Below are 17,468 nucleotides of genomic sequence, written 5' to 3' on the forward strand. Positions count from 1 at the left end.
GCAACAGAGGTGCGAGCCTCGGCAGCCAGCGATGCTCCTTTTCCACCTGCAGGGAATAGGCCGCGGCGCTTGGCAGCCGCACGGTCATCTCGTCGCCGAGATGAAAGGTTCTGTTGTCCCAGCCGCCAAACTCGACGGGCCTGACCGCAAGCTTCTTCCAACGGGGAAACTGCGTGGCGATCAATCGGCTGACAAGCGCTATGTCGATGTTCGGCTTGCTGACCATCGAGCCTAGCGCGGAAACTCGAGCCCCATCTCGCGATAGCGCTCAGGGTCATCGCCCCAGTTCTCGCGCACCTTGACGAAAAGGAACAGGTGCACCTTCTGTTCGAGGATGCCTGCTATCTCCATGCGTGCCGCCTGGCCGATGGCGCGGATTGTCTCGCCCTTGTGGCCAAGAACGATCTTCTTCTGGCTGTCGCGCTCGACATAGATGGTCTGGTCGATGCGCACCGAGCCATCCGGCTTCTCTTCCCATTTCTCGGTCTCGATATGCGAGGAATAGGGCAGTTCCTGATGCAGCCTTAGATACAGCTTCTCGCGCGTGATCTCGGCCGCGAGCTGGCGCATCGGCAGGTCCGAGATCTGGTCTTCCGGATAGTACCAGGGGCCGACCGGTAGAGCCTCGGCCAGATAATCGAGCACGTCCTTGCAGCCGGAACCGGTCAGCGCCGACACCATGAAGGTGCGCTTGAACGGCACCCTTTCGTTCGCTGCCGCCGACAGAGCGAGCAGCGCTTCGTGCTTGACGCGGTCGACCTTGTTGAGGATCAGCACCATTGGCTGGCGCACATCCTTCAGCCGTTCGAGGATGGCGTCGGCGTCGCCCCTGATGCCGCGTTCGGCATCGATCAAAAGCAGCACGATGTCGGCGTCCTTGGCCCCGCCCCAGGCGGTGGTCACCATCGCCGTGTCGAGCCTCCGCTTCGGCTTGAAGATGCCGGGCGTGTCGACAAAAACGATCTGCGCATTGTCATGCGTGGCGATGCCGCGCACGATGGCGCGGGTTGTCTGCACCTTGTGGGTGACGATCGACACCTTGGCGCCCACCAATTGGTTGACCAGCGTCGACTTGCCCGCATTGGGCGCGCCGATCAGCGCGACAAAACCGGAATGCGTGGCGGCGGCTGCGGTCGCCGGCTCTTCGGTAGCGGTCATGCCGCACTCCCTTCACTGGAGGGTCGCGCGCCCTCCGATTTTTGGGCCGATGTGGTGGCCCAGACGCCTTCGCGCACAAGAAATGCCGAAGCCGCCGCTTCTTCGGCAACCCTGCGGGAGCCGCCAGTACCGCTTATCGGCGCAAAGCCGCGGACCTGCAAGGACACGGTGAAGACGGGCTGGTGGTCCGGGCCTTCGCGTTTTTCGATCACGTATTCGGGTCTGATATCGCTGGTCTTGGCAATCCATTCCTGCAGATCGGATTTCGGATTGAGCGGCTTTGTGATCACCGTATGCGAGCGCGGTTCCCAGTAGCGCAGGACAAACCGCCGCGCGGCCTCGATGCCACCGTCAACGTAAACCGCCGCGATCAGGGCTTCGACCGCATCCGCCAGATAGTTTCCGCCCGAGCCACGCGACCGCATCTTCAAGGCAGAATCGGCGCGGACCAGATCTTCCAGCTGCATTTCGATGCCGATCTCGGAGCATGTCCGCGCATCGACCAGCGCATTGAAACGCGGCGCGATTTCACCTTCCGGCGCATCGGGAAATTTTTCGAAAAGCATATCGGCGACGACAAGCCCGAGCACGCGGTCGCCAAGAAATTCAAGACGCTGGTTGTTGGTGGCGGCCTTGACCGCACTGGAATGCGTCAAGGCGGTCTCGAGCAAGCGGATATCCTTGAAGACGTGGCCGGTCTTGGCTTTTACCAAACCGGCCAGTGTTTCGCCTGTCGGGCGCTTCAAAGCCATCAATTGACGAAGTGGAACAGGCGCGAAGCGCGCATCAGCGACGGCCATTTCCAGATTTCGAGAGGGCTCGCCTTGCCGGCGATCGAGAAGAAGACAAGATTGGCGCGGCCAACCAGATTTTCCGCGGGAACGTAGCCGACGGTGAAACGGCTGTCGGCGGAATTGTCCCGGTTGTCGCCCATCATGAAATAATGGCCGGCCGGCACGTCGAATTCGCGGGTGTTGTCGCCGATCGAGTTCGAATTCAGGTCGAGCGTGTCGTAGCTGACGCCGTTGGGCAAGGTCTCACGATAGACGTCGATCGGGCGCGATTCCTCGGTGATGTCGGGATTGTCGATCTGGCCGGTTTTCACGCGAGGCACGCCGACGCCATTGATGAACAGCTGGCCGTCCTTGACCTGGATCTTGTCGCCCGGCAGACCGACAACGCGCTTGATGTAGTCGACGGACGGATCAGGCGGGAACTTGAATACCGCCACGTCGCCGCGCTTCGGCTCGGCGCCCCAGATGCGGCCCGAAAAGATGTCGGGGCCGAAAGGCAGCGAGTACCGCGAATAGCCATAGGACCATTTGGTGACGAACAGATAGTCGCCTTCAAGAAGCGTCGGCCGCATTGATCCCGACGGGATCGAAAAAGGCTGGAACAGCAGCGTGCGGATGACCAGGGCGAGCAAAAGCGCCTGGACGATGACGCTGACGGTCTCGCCAAGCCCGCCGGATTTCTTCTCGGATTTTTCAGCCACGCTCATGTCGTCCTCGATTGTGCGTTGGATGGTATAGAGTCTCGGCGCGCGCTGGGCAACGTCAATGCCGGTCGTCAGAGGCAATCAATGTGGCGCTTCTTCGACGGGCAGCGCCTCGATGATCACAAAGGCTTGAGCGAGCGGGAAATCATCCGTGATGGTGAGGTGGATTGCCGCCCGATGGCCCTTTGGCAGGATCTTGTCCAGCCTGGCCTGCGCTCCTCCCGTCAGAGCCATGGTCGGCGCGCCACTGGGCAGGTTGACGACACCCATGTCGCGCCAGAACACGCCCTGCGCCATACCGGTGCCCAGCGCCTTGGCGCAGGCCTCCTTGGCGGCGAAGCGTTTGGCATAAGAGGCCGCGCGGGCGCGTCGATTGTCGGAACGCGCCTGTTCGATCTCGGTGTAGATTCTCTGAATGAAGCGCTGACCGTGACGCTCCAGCGATTTCTCGATGCGTCTGATGTCGATAAGGTCGCTGCCGATGCCGATGATCATCGCGCGGTGGAACCGATGCTTGCGCCGGGATGGGACGATTGCGCATGCCGGCTTGCGCGCTCGGCCAGACGTTTGCGCCGCTGTTCGCGGAAAGCGTTCATGCCCCAGCGCGTGAGGGCGTAGAACAGCAGCCCGAAGGCGAGCCCGAGCGGAACCGCGCCTATCAGCATCGGTTCAAGGACCGGTTTCCACAATTGCGCGAAGGAGAGGTTGTGCAACATCTCGCCCAGATGTGCCGGCGGCCCATGCGTCGGCAAGCGGTCATGCAGGATGAGCTTGCCCGTTTCCCACGACGCCCCCCATAGCAACGGGAAGGTCAGGGGGTTGCCGAAAAAAACCGCGCCGAGAGCGGCCGCCACCAGATTGCCGGCGATCACCCAGCACAGGAGGGCAGCGATGATGAAATGGAAACCGACGGGAAAGAATGAAGCGAAGACCCCCGCTGCAACGCCGGCCGCCACCGCATGCGGTGTGGCCTTCAGCCGCAGGATGCGCTTGGAAAAATACTGAAGCGAGCGCGAAAATGAGCGGCGCGGCCAAAGGTAGGTACGCACCCGCTCATAAAGGCCATCAGGCTTGCGGCGTCGAAAAAGCACTCTGTTCCCGTTCCACGGCTCCCGCAACGGCACCTTAGCCGGGCGTGGTAGCCACATCTTGCGCTTGACGATCACCCAATGGCAATCGCAAGCATGATATAACGACGCGCTGACAGAAGAACAACCAAGCACCGTCTGTCCGATGCGCACTCGTCGCCGCCCCTCGGGGTGGTTCATGCTTCGAACATTGGACAATCGCGGCGAATTTAAGGAAAACTGGCAGTCGCTTTTTCGAAGAGCACCAGCGCTACGGCAGGTATTCGCTGACCTCGACCAGATTGCCGTCCGGGTCGCGGAAATAGACCGACATCATCGGACCGCGGGCCCCGATACGTTCAACCGGACCGAGTTCCACCGCCACACCATTGGCCGCGAGCCGGGCACGGACCTCATCCAGTGGCCCGTCCGTGACCAGGCAGAAATCGCTCGAGCCCGGAGCCGGCGACTTCGCCTTCGGCTCGAAAGTGCGGCCGACCTCATGCACATTGATCTTATGGATACCGAAAGCCAGCGCCGTCGGCCGATCCGCCGCGTCGATGCGCTCAAAACCCAGCACGCGCTGGTAAAACTCACAGGTCACTTCCAGCGAAGCGACCGTCAGCACGAAATGATCGATGCCGGTGATCATTTCCAATTTGTCTTCACGCATGTCGCTTTCCCCAAAACCGCCGCACACTGTTGGGCGAAAAAAATGCCCCGTCAGATGTTGCGGCTGCCGGGCTTGATCGCCGGGATGGCGGCAAGCTCCGGCGGCAGCCGGTCGGCCGGATAGGCCGGGACCTCATACTCGGCCAGCGCGATGAGCGGCACACCGACATCGGTCTTGCCAGCCGAACGGTCGATGATGCAGGCCGCGGCCACTACCTCGGCGCCAAGATCGCGCAGGCACTCGATGGTCTCTCGGATCGACAGGCCAGTGGTGACGATGTCCTCGACGATGACGACACGCGAACCCCTGGCGATCTCGAAGCGGCGCAAGCGGAACTCGCCGCCTTCCCGCTCGACCCAGATCGCCGGTACGCGGAGATGGCGCGAGGTCTCGTAGGCTGGGATCAGCCCGCCGATCGCCGGGCCTACGACATAGTCGATCTTGCCAGGCACGCCTGCGCGGATTTTCTCCGCCAGCGCCTTGCACAGTAGCTCGGTCTTGTCGGCATGCATGAACACGCGCGCCTTCTGCAGGAAGACCGGACTGCGCAGGCCCGAGGTCAAAATGAAATGCCCTTCCAGAACAGCACCCGCCTCGCGGAAAATGCCCAGCACTTCATCGGTGTTCATGTCTGCCTCTTTTTGATTGACCATGACTTTGTCCGAAACCGGAGCATGATCTAGCCATTGACGCGTCTTGCGTCGCTGACGCTCGAATTGTCCTTGAGCTGCGACAGCAGCCGGTTGAGGTGCTTGAGATCCCAGACTTCGAGATCGATCAGCATTTCGGTGAAGTCGGGCGCAGTGCGCACCATCGACAGCGTATGGATATTGGCGTCGTTCGAGGCAACCACCTGCGCTATATCGGCGAGTGACCCCGGCGCGTTGATGGCGGTGACCGAGACACGCGCCGGAAAGCGTTCCTTGGTGCGCTCGTCGATGTCCCAGCGCACGTCTATCCAGCGCTCGGGCTGGTCGTCGAACGCCTGCAGCGCCGGCGACTGGATCGGATAGATGGTGATGCCGGTGCCCGGCTGGACGATGCCGACGATGCGATCGCCAGGCACTGCCCCCTCCGGCGCGAAGCGCACCGGCAGATCACCGCGCACGCCGCGGATCGGCACGGCGCCATCGCGTGGCTGGTCCTTGTCCTTGCGCGCGGCACGACCCGGAATCTGGAACAACATGCCGGCGGCATTGCGGATCTTCGACCAGCCCTCCTCGCGCGGCTTGGGGACGGCCGTGGTGACGCGCTCATCCTTGTAGTCAGGGAATACCGCCTTCATGACGTCGGTGGAGGCGAGCTCGCCGCGCCCGACGGAGGCCAGCACATCCTCGATGTCCTTGCGCGCCAGCCTGTGCAGCACCTGCTTCAGGCTCTCCTTGGTGAAGGTCTTGCCGGCACGCTCGAAGGCGCGTTCCAGGATGCGGATGCCGAGACCCGAATATTGCTTGCGGATGGCGTTCTTGGTGGCACGGCGGATGGCCGAGCGCGCCTTGCCGGTGACGACGACCGATTCCCATGCCGCCGGCGGCACCTGCGCCTTGGAGCGGATGATCTCGACCTCATCGCCGTTCTTCAGCTCCGTCATCAGCGGCATGATGCGGCCGTTGACCTTGGCACCGACGCAGGTGTCGCCGACATCGGTGTGCACCGCGTAGGCGAAATCGATCGGCGTCGCGCCGCGCGGCAGCGCAATCAACATGCCTTTCGGGGTGAAGCAGAACACCTGGTCCTGGAACAGCTCCAGCTTGGTATTTTCGAGGAAATCCTCGGGATTGTCGCCCTCGGCAAGCTGCTCGATGGTGCGCCGCAGCCAGGCGTAGGCGTTGGTTTCCTTCGAAATCGCGTGGGCGGCGCCATTCGTCTTGCCGCCGGTGTCCTTGTAGATCGAATGGGCAGCGACGCCGTATTCGGCGATTTTGTTCATCTCTCGGGTGCGGATTTGCAGCTCGACACGCTGGCGCGACGGGCCGACGATGGTGGTGTGGATCGACCGATAATCGTTCTGCTTCGGCGTCGAGATGTAGTCCTTGAAGCGGCCCGGCACCATCGACCACGCGGTGTGGATGGCGCCAAGCGCCCTGTAACAATCCTCGACCGTGTCGACGACGACGCGGAAGCCGAAAATATCCGAGAGCTGCTCGAAGGACAGCGCCTTGGCCTCCATCTTGCGGAACACCGACCACGGCTTCTTCTGCCGGCTCTTCACGCCGGCGTTGATCGCATGCTTCTCGAACAGCGTGGACAGCGCCTTTTCGATGTCCGTCAGCACGCCCTTGTTGCGCTCGAAGATTTCGGCAAGCCGTGCGGTGACGGCGCGATAGGCTTCCGGATTGATGAAGCGGAAGGCGATCTCTTCCAGCTCCTCGCGCATGCCTTGCATGCCCATGCGGCCGGCCAGCGGCGCGTAGATATCCATCGTCTCCTCGGCGATGCGCAGGCGCTTGGCCTCCGGCATGTGGTCGAGGGTGCGCATATTGTGCAGGCGGTCGGCGAGCTTGACCAGCAGCACGCGGACATCTTCTGAAATCGCCAGCAGAAGCTTTCTCAGGTTTTCCGCCTGCTCGGCCTTCTTCGAGACGAGATCGAGCTTCTTCAGCTTGGTCAGGCCCTCGACCAGCTTGCCCATTTCGGGGCCGAACAGATCGTCGATCTCGGCCCGTGTGGCGGTCGTGTCCTCGATCGTGTCGTGCAGCAGGGCGACCGCGATCGTCGCCTCGTCCATATGCATCTCGGTGAGGATGGCGGCGACTTCGAGCGGGTGCGAGAAATACGGGTCGCCGGAAGCGCGCTTCTGGTGGCCATGCTTCTGCATGGCATAGACATAGGCCTTGTTGAGCAACGCCTCGTTGACGTCAGGCTTGTAGCGCTGGACGCGCTCGACAAGCTCATACTGACGCATCATGGGCGGGATCTCGCAGCGGTGAAATGAATCATGCGCCGCACTGCTGTACGGCGCATGTCATAGATAGCCACGAAACTGCCAGGACGGAAGTGCCGGATGCTTGATCCAGGCTCTTAGTAGTCGTCGCTTTTTTCCGGTGGCACCAGACCCTCGATGCCGGCCAGGAGATCTTCCTCGGTCATGCGGTCGAAGGTGATGTTCTCCTCGGCGTCATCGGCGTCGGTGGCAGCAACGGCGGTGCCGGTCTGATCGGCAATCGCCTCGCCATCGGCCTCGGGCTCGTCGACCTCGACATGCTTCTGCAGCGAATGGATCAGATCTTCCTTGAGGTCGTCGGGCGACAGCGTCTCATCGGCGATCTCGCGCAGCGCCACGACCGGGTTCTTGTCGTTGTCACGCGGCACGGTGATCGGCGCGCCCTGGCTGATCTGCCGGGCACGGTGGCCGGCAAGCAGCACCAGTTCGAAGCGGTTGTCGACCTTGTCGATGCAATCTTCAACGGTTACGCGGGCCATGGTTTGCCCCTTTCATGCGATGGATTTGATGGAAAACAGGCGCGGTCCATAACCCGAACGCCGCCAAAATACAAGCATCATGGCAATGGCCGGGCTGCAGGGCGCCCAATCCTTCGTTCAAACACCCGATTCGGCAAAACTGGCTGTGCCTATGTGTTCGGTGTCCCGATCACAATTGCTTGCAGTGCCGCACGCGCCCTTGGATTGCCGTGAATCTGGCGCTATCTCGGATACATAGAGGTCAGCCGGTTTATTATGAGCCTGACCGAACGTCGCTATCGCATTTCGTTTAGACGGCCGTTTATTTCGAGAAGGAATATTTTCCATGTTCGACCCTCGTGAAAAAATCGCCCTATTCATCGACGGCGCCAATCTCTATGCGACGTCGCGCGCGCTCGGCTTCGACATCGACTATCGCAAGCTCCTGTCGAGCTTCCAGAAACGTGGCTATCTTCTGCGCGCCTATTATTACACGGCGCTGGTCGAGGATCAGGAATACTCCTCGATCCGTCCGCTGATCGACTGGCTCGACTATAACGGCTTCAAGGTGGTCACCAAGCCGGCCAAGGAATTCACCGACTCGACCGGCCGCCGCAAGATCAAGGGCAATATGGACATCGAGCTGACGGTCGATGCGCTGGAGCTCGCCGATGTCGTCGACCACTATGTCATCTTTTCCGGCGATGGCGATTTCCGCACGCTGGTCGAGGCGCTGCAGCGGCGCGGCCGCAAGGTGTCGATCGTCTCGACCATGGCCTCGCAGCCGCCGATGATCTCCGACGATCTGCGCCGCCAAGCCGACCATTTCATTGACCTGACGACCTTGAAGAACGACGTTGGCCGCGATCCGTCCGAGCGGCCGGTGCGCAGGCCCGAGCCGGCCGAAGTCGACGAGGATGATTACTGAGGCCGGTCGCCTTGACCGCCCTTTGCGCCTCAGAGCCTAGTCGCGACTGCCCGCTCTGCCCGCGGCTGCACGACTTCATCGCCGAGTGGCGGCAGCGCGAACCATCCTGGTTCAATGCGCCGGTGCCGACTTTCCTGCCCTCGGAAGGTGACGCGACGGTCCAACTGCTGATCGTCGGGCTGGCGCCCGGCCTTCGCGGTGCCAACCGAACGGGCCGCCCGTTCACCGGCGACTATGCCGGCGACCTGCTCTACTCGACACTGATTTCGCACGGTTTTGCACGCGGCGAATTCAAGGCCAGACCCGACGACGGATTGGAGCTTGTCGGCACGGCGATCACCAATGCCGTGCGCTGCGTGCCGCCTGAGAACAAGCCGGTGGGCGCCGAGATTGCCACCTGCCGGACATTCCTGGTGCCGACGATCGCCCGGTTCCCTAATTTGCGCGCCGTGCTGGCACTGGGATCGATCGCGCATCAGTCGACGGTGCGGGCGCTGGGTGGGCGCGTCGCCGCCTACCCGTTCAAGCATGGCGGGCAGCTGCCGGCCGGTGGCGTCACGCTGTTTTCGAGCTATCACTGCTCACGCTACAACACCAATACCGGCGTGCTGACCGAGGCAATGTTCTTCAGCGTTTTCAGCCAGATAGCGGAATTCTTGCGGACATAGAGGAATGTTTTTGCAGTAATTAGAGCTGGTGTCCGCCAGACATCAACTCAGCGCGGCGGTGCATTCAGCGCATCCAACACGGCCGGCCCACCCTGCAGCACATTCAGGTCGACATCGCCATTGATGCCGTCAACGCGACCCCTGTTGTGGTACTGCCAGTAGACCCAGTCGTCGCGATCCGGCTCCAGGAGCAATGAGCGGAGCCAGAGCGGACGGTCAGCAATGCGCCCTGCATACGCTTCCGCTGCGTCGTCGGTCAGATAGACCACCGCCGGCTTGCCGAACGCCGCCTCGACTGGAGCGAGGAACGCGGCCAGTTCGGCGTTCAATTGTTCGGGCGTCGGCCGCTGCGGGCAGTTGCCGCCGAATTCGATATCGACCACGGGTGGCAGCAGGGGCTGATCGTGCGGCACCACCGAGATGAAATTCTTCGCCTGGTCCGCACCCGGCCGGCAAAAGGTGAAAAAGTGATAGGCGCCGACGGCGAGACCGGCGGCCCGGGCCTCTTCCAGATTCCGTGCGAAAGCATCATCGACATGATCGCCGCCTTCGGTCGCCTTGATGACGGCAAAGGCGACATCGTCGGCGGCTACGCGCCGCCAATCGATCTGGCCCTGATGATGGGAGACGTCGATGCCCCTGACCGGATATTTATCGCGATCCGGCGAGAATGACCTGAAATAGAGATAGCCGCCTGCTGCGAGGAAACACAACAAGACCAGGCTGGCCAAACCAAAGAGAACAATCCGGTTCTTCAAGCGAATGGCCCCGCCTACCCACGCTCTTTTAACAGCCGGCCCTTCTCGCGCGACCAATCGCGCTGCTTCTCGGATTCGCGCTTGTCGTGCAGTTTCTTGCCGCGGCCGACAGCGAGCAGCAGCTTGGCGCGGCCCTGGTCATTGAAATAGATTTTCAGCGGCACCAGTGTCATGCCTTCGCGGTCGACACTCTGTGACAGTTTCGCCATCTCGCGCTTGTTGAGCAGCAGCTTGCGGCGCCGCCGCGGCTCATGGTTGAAGCGGTTGGCCTGCAGATATTCCGGCAGATAGGAATTGATCAGCCAGATCTCGCCACCTTCGACCGAGGCATAGCTGTCCTGGATGTTGGCTTGGCCCTGGCGCAGCGACTTGACCTCGGTGCCGGTCAGCACCAGACCGGCCTCGACCGTGTCAAGCACCTCATAGGAAAACCGCGCCTTGCGGTTTTCCGAAACGGTCTTGTTGTTGGGATCGGCTTTTCTGACTTGATTCATGATGTGGAGAGGTGGCGCCTCATCCCTAATTAATCAAGCCGGCGTGCTTCATAGCCGCATCGATCTTGTCGGCAGTCGACTGTTCGATCGTCACCAGCGGCGAGCGCAGCACGTTTTCGACCTTGCCTAGCTTCGACAGCGCGTATTTGGCGCCGGAAACGCCAGGCTCGATGAAGATCGCCTTGTGCAGCGGCAGCAGGCGATCCTGCAGATCCAGCGCCTTGACGCTGTCGCCGGCAAGCGTTGCCTCCTGGAATTCGGCGCAGAGCCGCGGCGCAACGTTCGATGTCACCGAAATGCAGCCGACGCCGCCATGGGCGTTGAAGCCGAGCGCCGAAGCGTCCTCGCCCGAAAGCTGGATGAAATCCTTGCCGCACGTGGCGCGCTGCTCGGAGACCCGTTCGACCTTGCCGGTGGCATCCTTGACGCCGACAATATTCTTGAAGTCGTGCGCGAGCCGCCCCATCGTCTCCGGCATCATGTCGATGACCGAGCGCGGCGGGATGTTGTAGATGATGATCGGCAGCTTGGTCGCCTTGGCGACCGCCGCGAAATGCTCGTAAAGACCGCGCTGTGTCGGCCTGTTGTAGTAGGGCGTGACGACGAGGGCGGCATCGGCGCCGGCCTTCTCGGCATACTGCACGAGGCCGACTGCTTCCTCGGTGTTGTTGGAGCCGGCGCCGGCGACGACCGGAACGCGGCCCTTGGCCACCTCGATACACACCTTGACGACCTGGCGGTGCTCGTCATGCGACAGCGTCGGCGACTCGCCGGTGGTGCCGACCGGCACCAGGCCCGTCGTGCCCTCTGAGAGTTGCCATTCGACGAACGCGCGAAAGGCTTTCTCGTCGAAACGCCCGCTCTTTTCGAACGGTGTCACGAGCGCAGTAAGCGAGCCTCTCAGCATGTCGTCCAACTCCTTGGCACTTCTGGTGTTTGTGTCGGTGTTTGTGGTCGCGCCTTCTAACCGAAAGCGAAGCGGCGCACCATAGTCTCGACATGGTTGCGCGGCAAGCATTGCCATGGTGCCAGCAAGCGCAATTCGAACAGCCTCGCTAACCCTTTGTTTACGGGCTCTTCACGACCTAAGTTTAGGCTTCGAGGCATCTTCGCCAGCCTGTGGAATGCCAGGACAAGGAAAGACTTAAGGATCATGCCGGGCGGTCGGCCTCACATTCTCGCGCTGCTTGGCGCCACGCTCGCGCTGATGCCGGGCATGGCGATCAGCGGTAGCGTGGACGTACGGGTCACCTCAGCCATTCCGATGCCAGGCGCGGCAATTGCGCTGCCAGACCTGCAGGATAGGACGCGACAGGCGCCCTTGCCTGACGTCGCCCCCCTGAAAAGCGGGCTGGATGCGTTGGCGGCGGGCGATAGTCCCCGCGCTCGTGGAGTGCGCAATGCCCTTCCGGCTCAGTCGCTCGACCAGCATATCCTTGCCTGGGCGATCGCGCTTTATGGCGGCGACAAGGTTCCGAGCGGCGATATCACTGCTGCGGCCAAGATGCTGCCCAACTGGCCGGGCACCGTCGCCCTGCGCAGGAACAGCGAGCGCGCACTCTATCGCGAGAACCCTGCCCCCGACATCGTAATCAGGGCGTTCGACGGCAGCCAGCCGCAGACATTCGAAGGCGTGATGGTTCTTGCCCGCGCCTATGTGGCGTCAGGCAATATCAAGGCGGCACGTTCGGTGCTGTCGCCCTTCTGGCGCACCGCGATCCTGGAGGCCAGGGACGAGGCGGCGCTGATCAAGGAATTCGGCAGCTTGATCCCGGCCACCGACCACCGTTTTCGCATGGAGCGCATGTTCTATGCCGACCGCGCGAATTCCGCCTTGCGCGTCGCCGGCCTGGCCGGCGCCCAGCAACTCGCCGAGGCCTGGGCGGCGGCCGACAAAGGCGACAAGAACGCGCCCAAGCTGCTGAAGGCCGTGCCGGCAATGCAACGTTCGGCCGGCTACTTCTTCGCGCAGGCCGAATATCTGCGCAAGCAGGAGGATTTTGCCGGGGCCGCCGCCATTGTGATGCAGGCGCCGACCGATCGCGACGCTCTCGTCGATCCGGATGCCTGGTGGGTCGAGCGCCGGGTGTTGTCGCGCGAACTGGTAGACCAGGGCGACATGAAGACCGCGTACAAGATCGTCGCCACACACGCCGCCGAAAGTGCCGCCAATGCGGCAGACGCCGAATTCCATGCTGGCTGGTATGCGCTGCGCGGCCTGAACGACCCAAAAACCGCGGCCAGTCATTTCGCTCGCATCGCGGACCTCGCCCAGGGGCCGATGACGCTGTCGCGCGCCTATTACTGGCTCGGCCGTGCCGCGGAAGTCGGTGGTCCGGGCAATGCAAAGGACTATTTTGCGCGCGCCGCCGCCTATGGCACGACATTCTACGGTCAGCTTGCCGCCGAACGCGTCGGCCGGCAGGCGCTGAACATCGCCTACCCCTCGCCAAGTGCAGCCGACCGGCAGAATTTTGCCGGCCGCGAGGCCGTCAGCGCCATCAAGCGGCTGCAGGAGGCGGGCTACGACCGCTATGCCGAGACGCTCTATCGCGACCTTGCCGGGCAGTTGACCAGTCCGGGCGAACTGGCGCTGCTGGCTGTCCTTGCGGAAAAGCAAGGGAACCATTTCATGGCGCTGAAAATCGGCAAGATCGCCGGGGCGCGTGGCATCGATGTCGGCGCATTGTCGCATCCGCTCGGCGTCATTCCCGATTCGGCCGACATTTCCGGCTCGGGCAAGGCCCTGGCCTATGCGATCGCCCGTCAGGAAAGCGAATTCAACATCGGCGCCGTGTCCAGCGCCGGCGCGCGGGGGCTGCTGCAGCTGATGCCGGGAACCGCAAGGCAACTGGCGAAGAAGGCCGGGCTGCAGTTTTCGCAAACACGGCTGACCACCGATGCCGGCTACAATGCGACGCTTGGCTCAGCCTTCCTCGGCGAACAGCTCGATCGCTTCAACGGCTCCTACGTGCTGACCTTCGCCGGCTACAACGCCGGCCCCAACCGAGCCAGCCAGTGGGTGGCCAGATATGGCGACCCGCGCGGCAAGGACATCGACGCGGTCATCGACTGGATCGAGCGGATTCCCTATACGGAAACAAGGAGTTACGTTCAGCGCGTGATGGAGAATTACGAGGTCTACAAGATGCGTATTTCGGGCAAATACGACATTGTCGGGGATCTGGTGAACGGGCGGAGTTGAGGCTTTCTGTCCTTCTCCCCTTGTGGGAGAAGGTGTCGCCGAAGGCCACGGATGAGGGGGGTTCCAGGGAACGCCAACGCCTCACTCCGCTGGAACACCCCTCATCCGTCTCGGCGCTAGCGCGCCGATCCACCTTCTCTCACAAGGGGAGAAGGCAAGAGCGCCTTTCATTTGACCATCCCTGCCCTCGCCTGTAGCTGTCCAGATCGGTACAGCGAGATCGAACATTCCGATGGCAAGCGAGCAAAATTTCTCCGACTTCTTCTACAGTGCACCGGATGGGCTAAAACTTCATGCGCGCGTCTACGGTGAGGCCAATACCGGACTCTGGCCGGTCGTCTGCCTGCCTGGCCTGACCCGCAACGCCAGGGATTTTCACGAGCTGGCGCTCTATCTGTCGACGGATGCGGCAACTCCGCGCAAGGTGATCGCCTTCGACTACCGTGGGCGCGGGCAGTCAACCTATGATCCCGACGTCAAAAATTACAATGTCGGCGTGGAGGCCGGCGACATCCTGGCCGGGCTGACGGCGCTGAACATCGGAGAAGCGGCCTTCATCGGCACCTCGCGCGGCGGGCTGATCATCCATGTGCTCGGGATGATGCGGCCAGCCGTCCTGAAAGCCATTGTTTTCAACGACATCGGCCCGGTGATCGAGACGGCCGGACTTGCCCATATCCAGTCTTATCTCGAGCGCGACCCGGCACCGAAAACCCGCCCAAAGGCAATTGCCGCCCAGCGCAGCGTGCATGGCGAAGACTTCCCCGCCCTTGCCGGCGCCGATTGGGATCGCATGGTATGGGCTCTCTACCGCGAAACGGATGATGGGCTGATGCCGGATTTCGATCCGAAGCTGGTGGATACCGTTGCCGGTCTCGATCTGACGCAGAAGCTGCCTGATCTATGGCCTCAATTCGAGGCGTTGGCCGCCATCCCGTTGCTCGCCATACGTGGTGCCAATTCGAGATTGCTGTCCATAGATACGCTGAAGCAGATGAGAGAGCGCCATTCCATGATGGAGACGATCACTGTCGAGGGCCAGGGCCATGCGCCATTCCTCGAGACCGGCAGCCTACTGGGCGACATAGCCGCTTTTCTCGATCAAGCCGAGCGGAAGAATATCCTGAAGTAAATCCCATGACCACAAGGTCACGGGATAGCTATGATAGTATAGGTGGGGATTCTTTAGCCTACTTGGCTTTTGAACTTTTCCGAGCCGCTTTCGGCGACTCCTTTGCGGCGGCGGCTGCCTCGTCCTTCTTTTTCCGCCCTGCCGTCGGCGACGAAGGCGTCGTCACGGGCGAAGAAAACACGGAGCCTTCAGCGCGATTGCCGCCCGGCTGAGTCGATCGAGGTGTTTCCAGCACGATGACACAGCCATCGAGATCGTTGGTGGCCAGATGCGCGTAGCGCATGGTCATCGACAACGTCTGGTGGCCGAGCCACATCTGCACGCGCCTGATGTCGATGCCGCCCTGGACAAGGCGCGAGGCGCAGGTATGGCGCAGTATGTGCGGCACCACCTGGTCGTCTGCGCCAAGTCCGACTTCGGCCTTCGCGTCGTTCCAGATGGCACGAAACTGTGCCTGGCTAAGCTTTGTGAACGGTCCCTTGGGCCGACGGCCTTCGGTGGGCGGCAGCTTGATGACCTCCTTGACCCGCTCGGTCATCGGAATGGTGCGGCTGCGGCCGGATTTGGTGATCCAAAAACTGACGCGATGCTCCTGGATATCGTTCCAGATCAGCCCAAGCGCCTCGCCGAGACGGCATCCGGTGTCGACCAGGAAGACGGAAAGCCTGTAGGCATCCTCGCTGCGGTTCTTGATGGCGGCAAACAGGCGCGCCTCTTCGTCCCTTTCGAGGAAGCGAATCCGACCCGCCCGCTCCTTCTGGCGGCGGAACTCGGGCAGGCTGTGGATATCTCCCATCTTGTGAGCCTTGCGCAGCAGTTTGCTCAGGGCAGCCATCTTTCGATTGATGGTTGCGTTGCTGTTGCCGCGCTGGCGCAAGGTGCCGATAAGGTTATCCAGGGTACTTTGGTCAAAGGCGCTGAAACGCTCCCCAAGGAGGATCTCGTCTATTTCGCCGATGAACGAGCTGACATTATACTTATGCCGCCCATCATCCCATAATATGTCCCGATATGCTGAAAAAAGATCTCCGACCCGATGCGACTGTACTTCTCTAATCTTGTTATAGGTGTATCGAATCTTCGGACTTTGAGAAGAAAACATCGAAAAATGATCAGAGGACTCGCCCTCTTGAATCGCTTCGTTCGTCATCATTTGCCACACCCCCGAGTGGGATAGGTCAGCCCTACCCGCTTGGAAGCGTCCTTTCAAGAGATTTTGATCACGCAGTTGTGATTTCATCCGCCCATCAGCGGATCCCACGAAACCATTCCACGGATTTATTCAGCTACCGTTACCCCCATCCTTCTGTTTGCCTTGATCCAGTCACGAAACAAAAACAGCCCGGGCGTTGTGCGCCCGGGCTGGATTTCACCTGTAAGGAACCAGCCCTTAGAACGAGCGCTGGAAGCGGAGGATACCGCCGATGTTGTTTTCTTTGTCGGCGCCAGTCCAGTTGGAGACGGTGTCATCACCAACATGGAGGTAGTCGACTTCCGCCGTGATCGTCAGACCCGGGACGATATCGTAGGCAATGTTAGCCGCGGCTCCGAAGTTCTTGCCATCGTCATAAGACAGCTGAGCATTGAACGAGGTCTTCTCGTTGAACTTGTAGGTGCCACCGCCCCATACGGCCCAGCTACCGCTCCACAGCTTGTACATGGAGCGACCACCGCCGAAGTCGTTGATATTATCATCAGTGCCGTAGCCACCCATGATAAACAGCGAAAGTTCATTCGTGGCGTTCACATCCAAGCGAACTTTGCCAGCGACTTCTTCGTAGTTGCTGTCATAAGCAATGACGCCGCTGATGCCACCCCAACCCTGAGTCCACTTCACGCCGCCAACGACATGAGGGACGTAGCTGTCGATCGTGTAGTCGCCATAGCCTTCTTCGAGCGAGACCACAGCCGAGAAGCCGTTCCCAGCGTCGAAATAGTACTGAATCACGTTCGTGTCGAAGCCACCGTAAGGAACGAGCGTATCCTGGATGACGTTGCCAGCATAACCGGTAAACGTATCGAACGCCGATTCGTCCTTACCGACGCGCAGGCCACCGAGCTGGATCCAGGCGAAATTAAGCGAAATGCCCTTATTGAAGGCTTCGTCGCTAAAATTCGTGTTGCCGAAATTGATACGGGTCTCGGTGTAGGTCTTCAAGGTGCCGAGTTCGGTCTCCTGGCCGGTCCAGGTCTTCAGCGCGAAGCGTGCATTTTTTCTCCAGGTATCCTGGACGTCACCATCCATCCGGTCGATAGCACGAGCACCATTAAACGACCCAATGTCACCAGCGCCGATGTCATAACGGACATAGCCGCCGATGCGCAGGCAGGTTTCGGTGCCGGGGATGTAGAAGTAGCCAGCGCCGTAGACGTCGCAAATCTTGACGTATTCAGCGGGTTCCGGCTCGGCGACGACGACGGCGTCGGCGGCGCGCGCACCGGAAACTGCGATCAGGGCCGCAGCGGAGCCGAGGAGAAGGCTCTT

At 61.4% G+C, this 17,468-nt stretch carries 19 protein-coding genes; 4 read left to right on the forward strand and 15 right to left on the reverse strand.

What is annotated here, in order from left to right:
• The 10 genes from EOD15_RS11265 to rpoZ all read right to left on the reverse strand — a co-directional run.
• The coding region (locus EOD15_RS11265) for a phosphotransferase (protein ID WP_348629423.1) at positions 1-226 on the reverse strand (226 nt) is incomplete at its 3' end.
• A 5-nt stretch (positions 227-231) separates the two neighbouring features.
• A complete protein-coding gene (gene era / locus EOD15_RS11270) occupies positions 232-1,158 on the reverse strand; it encodes a GTPase Era (RefSeq protein ID WP_027038032.1) in 927 nt (308 codons plus the stop codon).
• Entirely contained in the window at positions 1,155-1,910 is a 756-nt protein-coding gene (gene rnc, locus EOD15_RS11275) for a ribonuclease III (RefSeq protein ID WP_127267164.1), read from the reverse strand. Before rnc ends, era begins: the two co-directional genes overlap by 4 nt.
• Positions 1,910-2,659, reverse strand: a complete 750-nt coding sequence (gene lepB, locus EOD15_RS11280; protein ID WP_127408486.1) for a signal peptidase I — start codon at positions 2,657-2,659, stop codon at positions 1,910-1,912. Before lepB ends, rnc begins: the two co-directional genes overlap by 1 nt.
• Positions 2,660-2,737: 78 nt before the next feature.
• The gene (gene acpS / locus EOD15_RS11285) at positions 2,738-3,151 is read right to left on the reverse strand and encodes a holo-ACP synthase (RefSeq protein WP_127322857.1); all 414 of its coding nucleotides are present in this window, start codon (positions 3,149-3,151) and stop codon (positions 2,738-2,740) included.
• Positions 3,148-3,747 (reverse strand): DUF2062 domain-containing protein, encoded by a 600-nt coding sequence (locus EOD15_RS11290; protein WP_127322859.1) that lies wholly within the window; start codon positions 3,745-3,747, stop codon positions 3,148-3,150. Before EOD15_RS11290 ends, acpS begins: the two co-directional genes overlap by 4 nt.
• Positions 3,748-3,994: 247 nt before the next feature.
• Positions 3,995-4,396, reverse strand: a complete 402-nt coding sequence (locus EOD15_RS11295; RefSeq protein WP_127322856.1) for a VOC family protein — start codon at positions 4,394-4,396, stop codon at positions 3,995-3,997.
• A gap of 50 nt (positions 4,397-4,446) precedes the next feature.
• Positions 4,447-5,025 carry an orotate phosphoribosyltransferase gene (pyrE, locus tag EOD15_RS11300; protein WP_127267157.1) on the reverse strand — a complete coding sequence of 193 codons (579 nt, stop codon included), beginning with the start codon at positions 5,023-5,025 and terminating at the stop codon, positions 4,447-4,449.
• 50 nt (positions 5,026-5,075) lie between these two features.
• Positions 5,076-7,304, reverse strand: a complete 2,229-nt coding sequence (locus tag EOD15_RS11305) for a bifunctional (p)ppGpp synthetase/guanosine-3',5'-bis(diphosphate) 3'-pyrophosphohydrolase (protein WP_023812864.1) — start codon at positions 7,302-7,304, stop codon at positions 5,076-5,078.
• A 113-nt stretch (positions 7,305-7,417) separates the two neighbouring features.
• Positions 7,418-7,819: a DNA-directed RNA polymerase subunit omega gene (gene rpoZ, locus EOD15_RS11310; RefSeq protein ID WP_013532591.1), complete on the reverse strand. Its 402-nt coding sequence runs from the start codon at positions 7,817-7,819 to the stop codon at positions 7,418-7,420.
• 325 nt (positions 7,820-8,144) lie between these two features.
• Between rpoZ and EOD15_RS11315 the strand changes: the two genes are divergently transcribed.
• Both EOD15_RS11315 and EOD15_RS11320 read left to right on the forward strand, forming a co-directional pair.
• A complete protein-coding gene (locus tag EOD15_RS11315; RefSeq protein ID WP_127267156.1) occupies positions 8,145-8,726 on the forward strand; it encodes an NYN domain-containing protein in 582 nt (193 codons plus the stop codon).
• Positions 8,727-8,737: 11 nt separating this feature from the next.
• Positions 8,738-9,394 (forward strand): uracil-DNA glycosylase, encoded by a 657-nt coding sequence (locus EOD15_RS11320; protein ID WP_127408487.1) that lies wholly within the window; start codon positions 8,738-8,740, stop codon positions 9,392-9,394.
• Between the two features lie 47 nt (positions 9,395-9,441).
• Here the strand turns inward: EOD15_RS11320 and EOD15_RS11325 are convergent, their stop codons facing one another.
• Genes EOD15_RS11325 through dapA form a run of 3 tightly spaced genes read right to left on the reverse strand, consistent with a single transcriptional unit; the run spans position 9,442 to position 11,553 of the window.
• Positions 9,442-10,152 carry a GH25 family lysozyme gene (locus tag EOD15_RS11325; protein ID WP_127322751.1) on the reverse strand — a complete coding sequence of 237 codons (711 nt, stop codon included), beginning with the start codon at positions 10,150-10,152 and terminating at the stop codon, positions 9,442-9,444.
• A gap of 14 nt (positions 10,153-10,166) precedes the next feature.
• Positions 10,167-10,646, reverse strand: coding sequence for an SsrA-binding protein SmpB (smpB, locus tag EOD15_RS11330; protein WP_013532594.1), 480 nt, complete (start codon positions 10,644-10,646; stop codon positions 10,167-10,169).
• Positions 10,647-10,671: 25 nt separating this feature from the next.
• Entirely contained in the window at positions 10,672-11,553 is an 882-nt protein-coding gene (gene dapA / locus EOD15_RS11335; RefSeq protein ID WP_127408488.1) for a 4-hydroxy-tetrahydrodipicolinate synthase, read from the reverse strand.
• A 246-nt stretch (positions 11,554-11,799) separates the two neighbouring features.
• Here dapA and EOD15_RS11340 point away from each other — a divergent pair, with 246 nt between their 5' ends.
• Both EOD15_RS11340 and EOD15_RS11345 read left to right on the forward strand, forming a co-directional pair.
• Positions 11,800-13,851: a lytic transglycosylase domain-containing protein gene (locus tag EOD15_RS11340; protein ID WP_127408489.1), complete on the forward strand. Its 2,052-nt coding sequence runs from the start codon at positions 11,800-11,802 to the stop codon at positions 13,849-13,851.
• 232 nt (positions 13,852-14,083) lie between these two features.
• Entirely contained in the window at positions 14,084-14,983 is a 900-nt protein-coding gene (locus EOD15_RS11345; protein ID WP_127322639.1) for an alpha/beta hydrolase, read from the forward strand.
• A 58-nt stretch (positions 14,984-15,041) separates the two neighbouring features.
• Here the strand turns inward: EOD15_RS11345 and EOD15_RS11350 are convergent, their stop codons facing one another.
• A complete protein-coding gene (locus EOD15_RS11350) occupies positions 15,042-16,136 on the reverse strand; it encodes a site-specific integrase (protein ID WP_127322638.1) in 1,095 nt (364 codons plus the stop codon).
• Between the two features lie 237 nt (positions 16,137-16,373).
• Positions 16,374-17,468, reverse strand: a 1,095-nt coding sequence (locus EOD15_RS11355; protein ID WP_148129528.1) for a porin, incomplete at its 5' end; no start/stop codon positions are given.

Origin of the sequence: Mesorhizobium sp. M7A.T.Ca.US.000.02.2.1, assembly GCF_003996995.1 — a bacterium.
Taxonomy (GTDB): Bacteria; Pseudomonadota; Alphaproteobacteria; order Rhizobiales; family Rhizobiaceae; genus Mesorhizobium.

Coding starts and splice junctions, on each gene's coding strand:
- era (WP_027038032.1), bottom strand. CDS start 1,158: ATGACCGCTACCGAAGAGCCGGCGACCGCAGCCGCCGCCACGCATTCC.
- rnc (WP_127267164.1), bottom strand. CDS start 1,910: ATGGCTTTGAAGCGCCCGACAGGCGAAACACTGGCCGGTTTGGTAAAA.
- lepB (WP_127408486.1), bottom strand. CDS start 2,659: ATGAGCGTGGCTGAAAAATCCGAGAAGAAATCCGGCGGGCTTGGCGAG.
- acpS (WP_127322857.1), bottom strand. CDS start 3,151: ATGATCATCGGCATCGGCAGCGACCTTATCGACATCAGACGCATCGAG.
- EOD15_RS11295 (WP_127322856.1), bottom strand. CDS start 4,396: ATGCGTGAAGACAAATTGGAAATGATCACCGGCATCGATCATTTCGTG.
- pyrE (WP_127267157.1), bottom strand. CDS start 5,025: ATGAACACCGATGAAGTGCTGGGCATTTTCCGCGAGGCGGGTGCTGTT.
- EOD15_RS11305 (WP_023812864.1), bottom strand. CDS start 7,304: ATGATGCGTCAGTATGAGCTTGTCGAGCGCGTCCAGCGCTACAAGCCT.
- rpoZ (WP_013532591.1), bottom strand. CDS start 7,819: ATGGCCCGCGTAACCGTTGAAGATTGCATCGACAAGGTCGACAACCGC.
- EOD15_RS11315 (WP_127267156.1), top strand. CDS start 8,145: ATGTTCGACCCTCGTGAAAAAATCGCCCTATTCATCGACGGCGCCAAT.
- smpB (WP_013532594.1), bottom strand. CDS start 10,646: ATGAATCAAGTCAGAAAAGCCGATCCCAACAACAAGACCGTTTCGGAA.
- dapA (WP_127408488.1), bottom strand. CDS start 11,553: ATGCTGAGAGGCTCGCTTACTGCGCTCGTGACACCGTTCGAAAAGAGC.
- EOD15_RS11340 (WP_127408489.1), top strand. CDS start 11,800: ATGCCGGGCGGTCGGCCTCACATTCTCGCGCTGCTTGGCGCCACGCTC.
- EOD15_RS11345 (WP_127322639.1), top strand. CDS start 14,084: ATGGCAAGCGAGCAAAATTTCTCCGACTTCTTCTACAGTGCACCGGAT.
- EOD15_RS11350 (WP_127322638.1), bottom strand. CDS start 16,136: ATGATGACGAACGAAGCGATTCAAGAGGGCGAGTCCTCTGATCATTTT.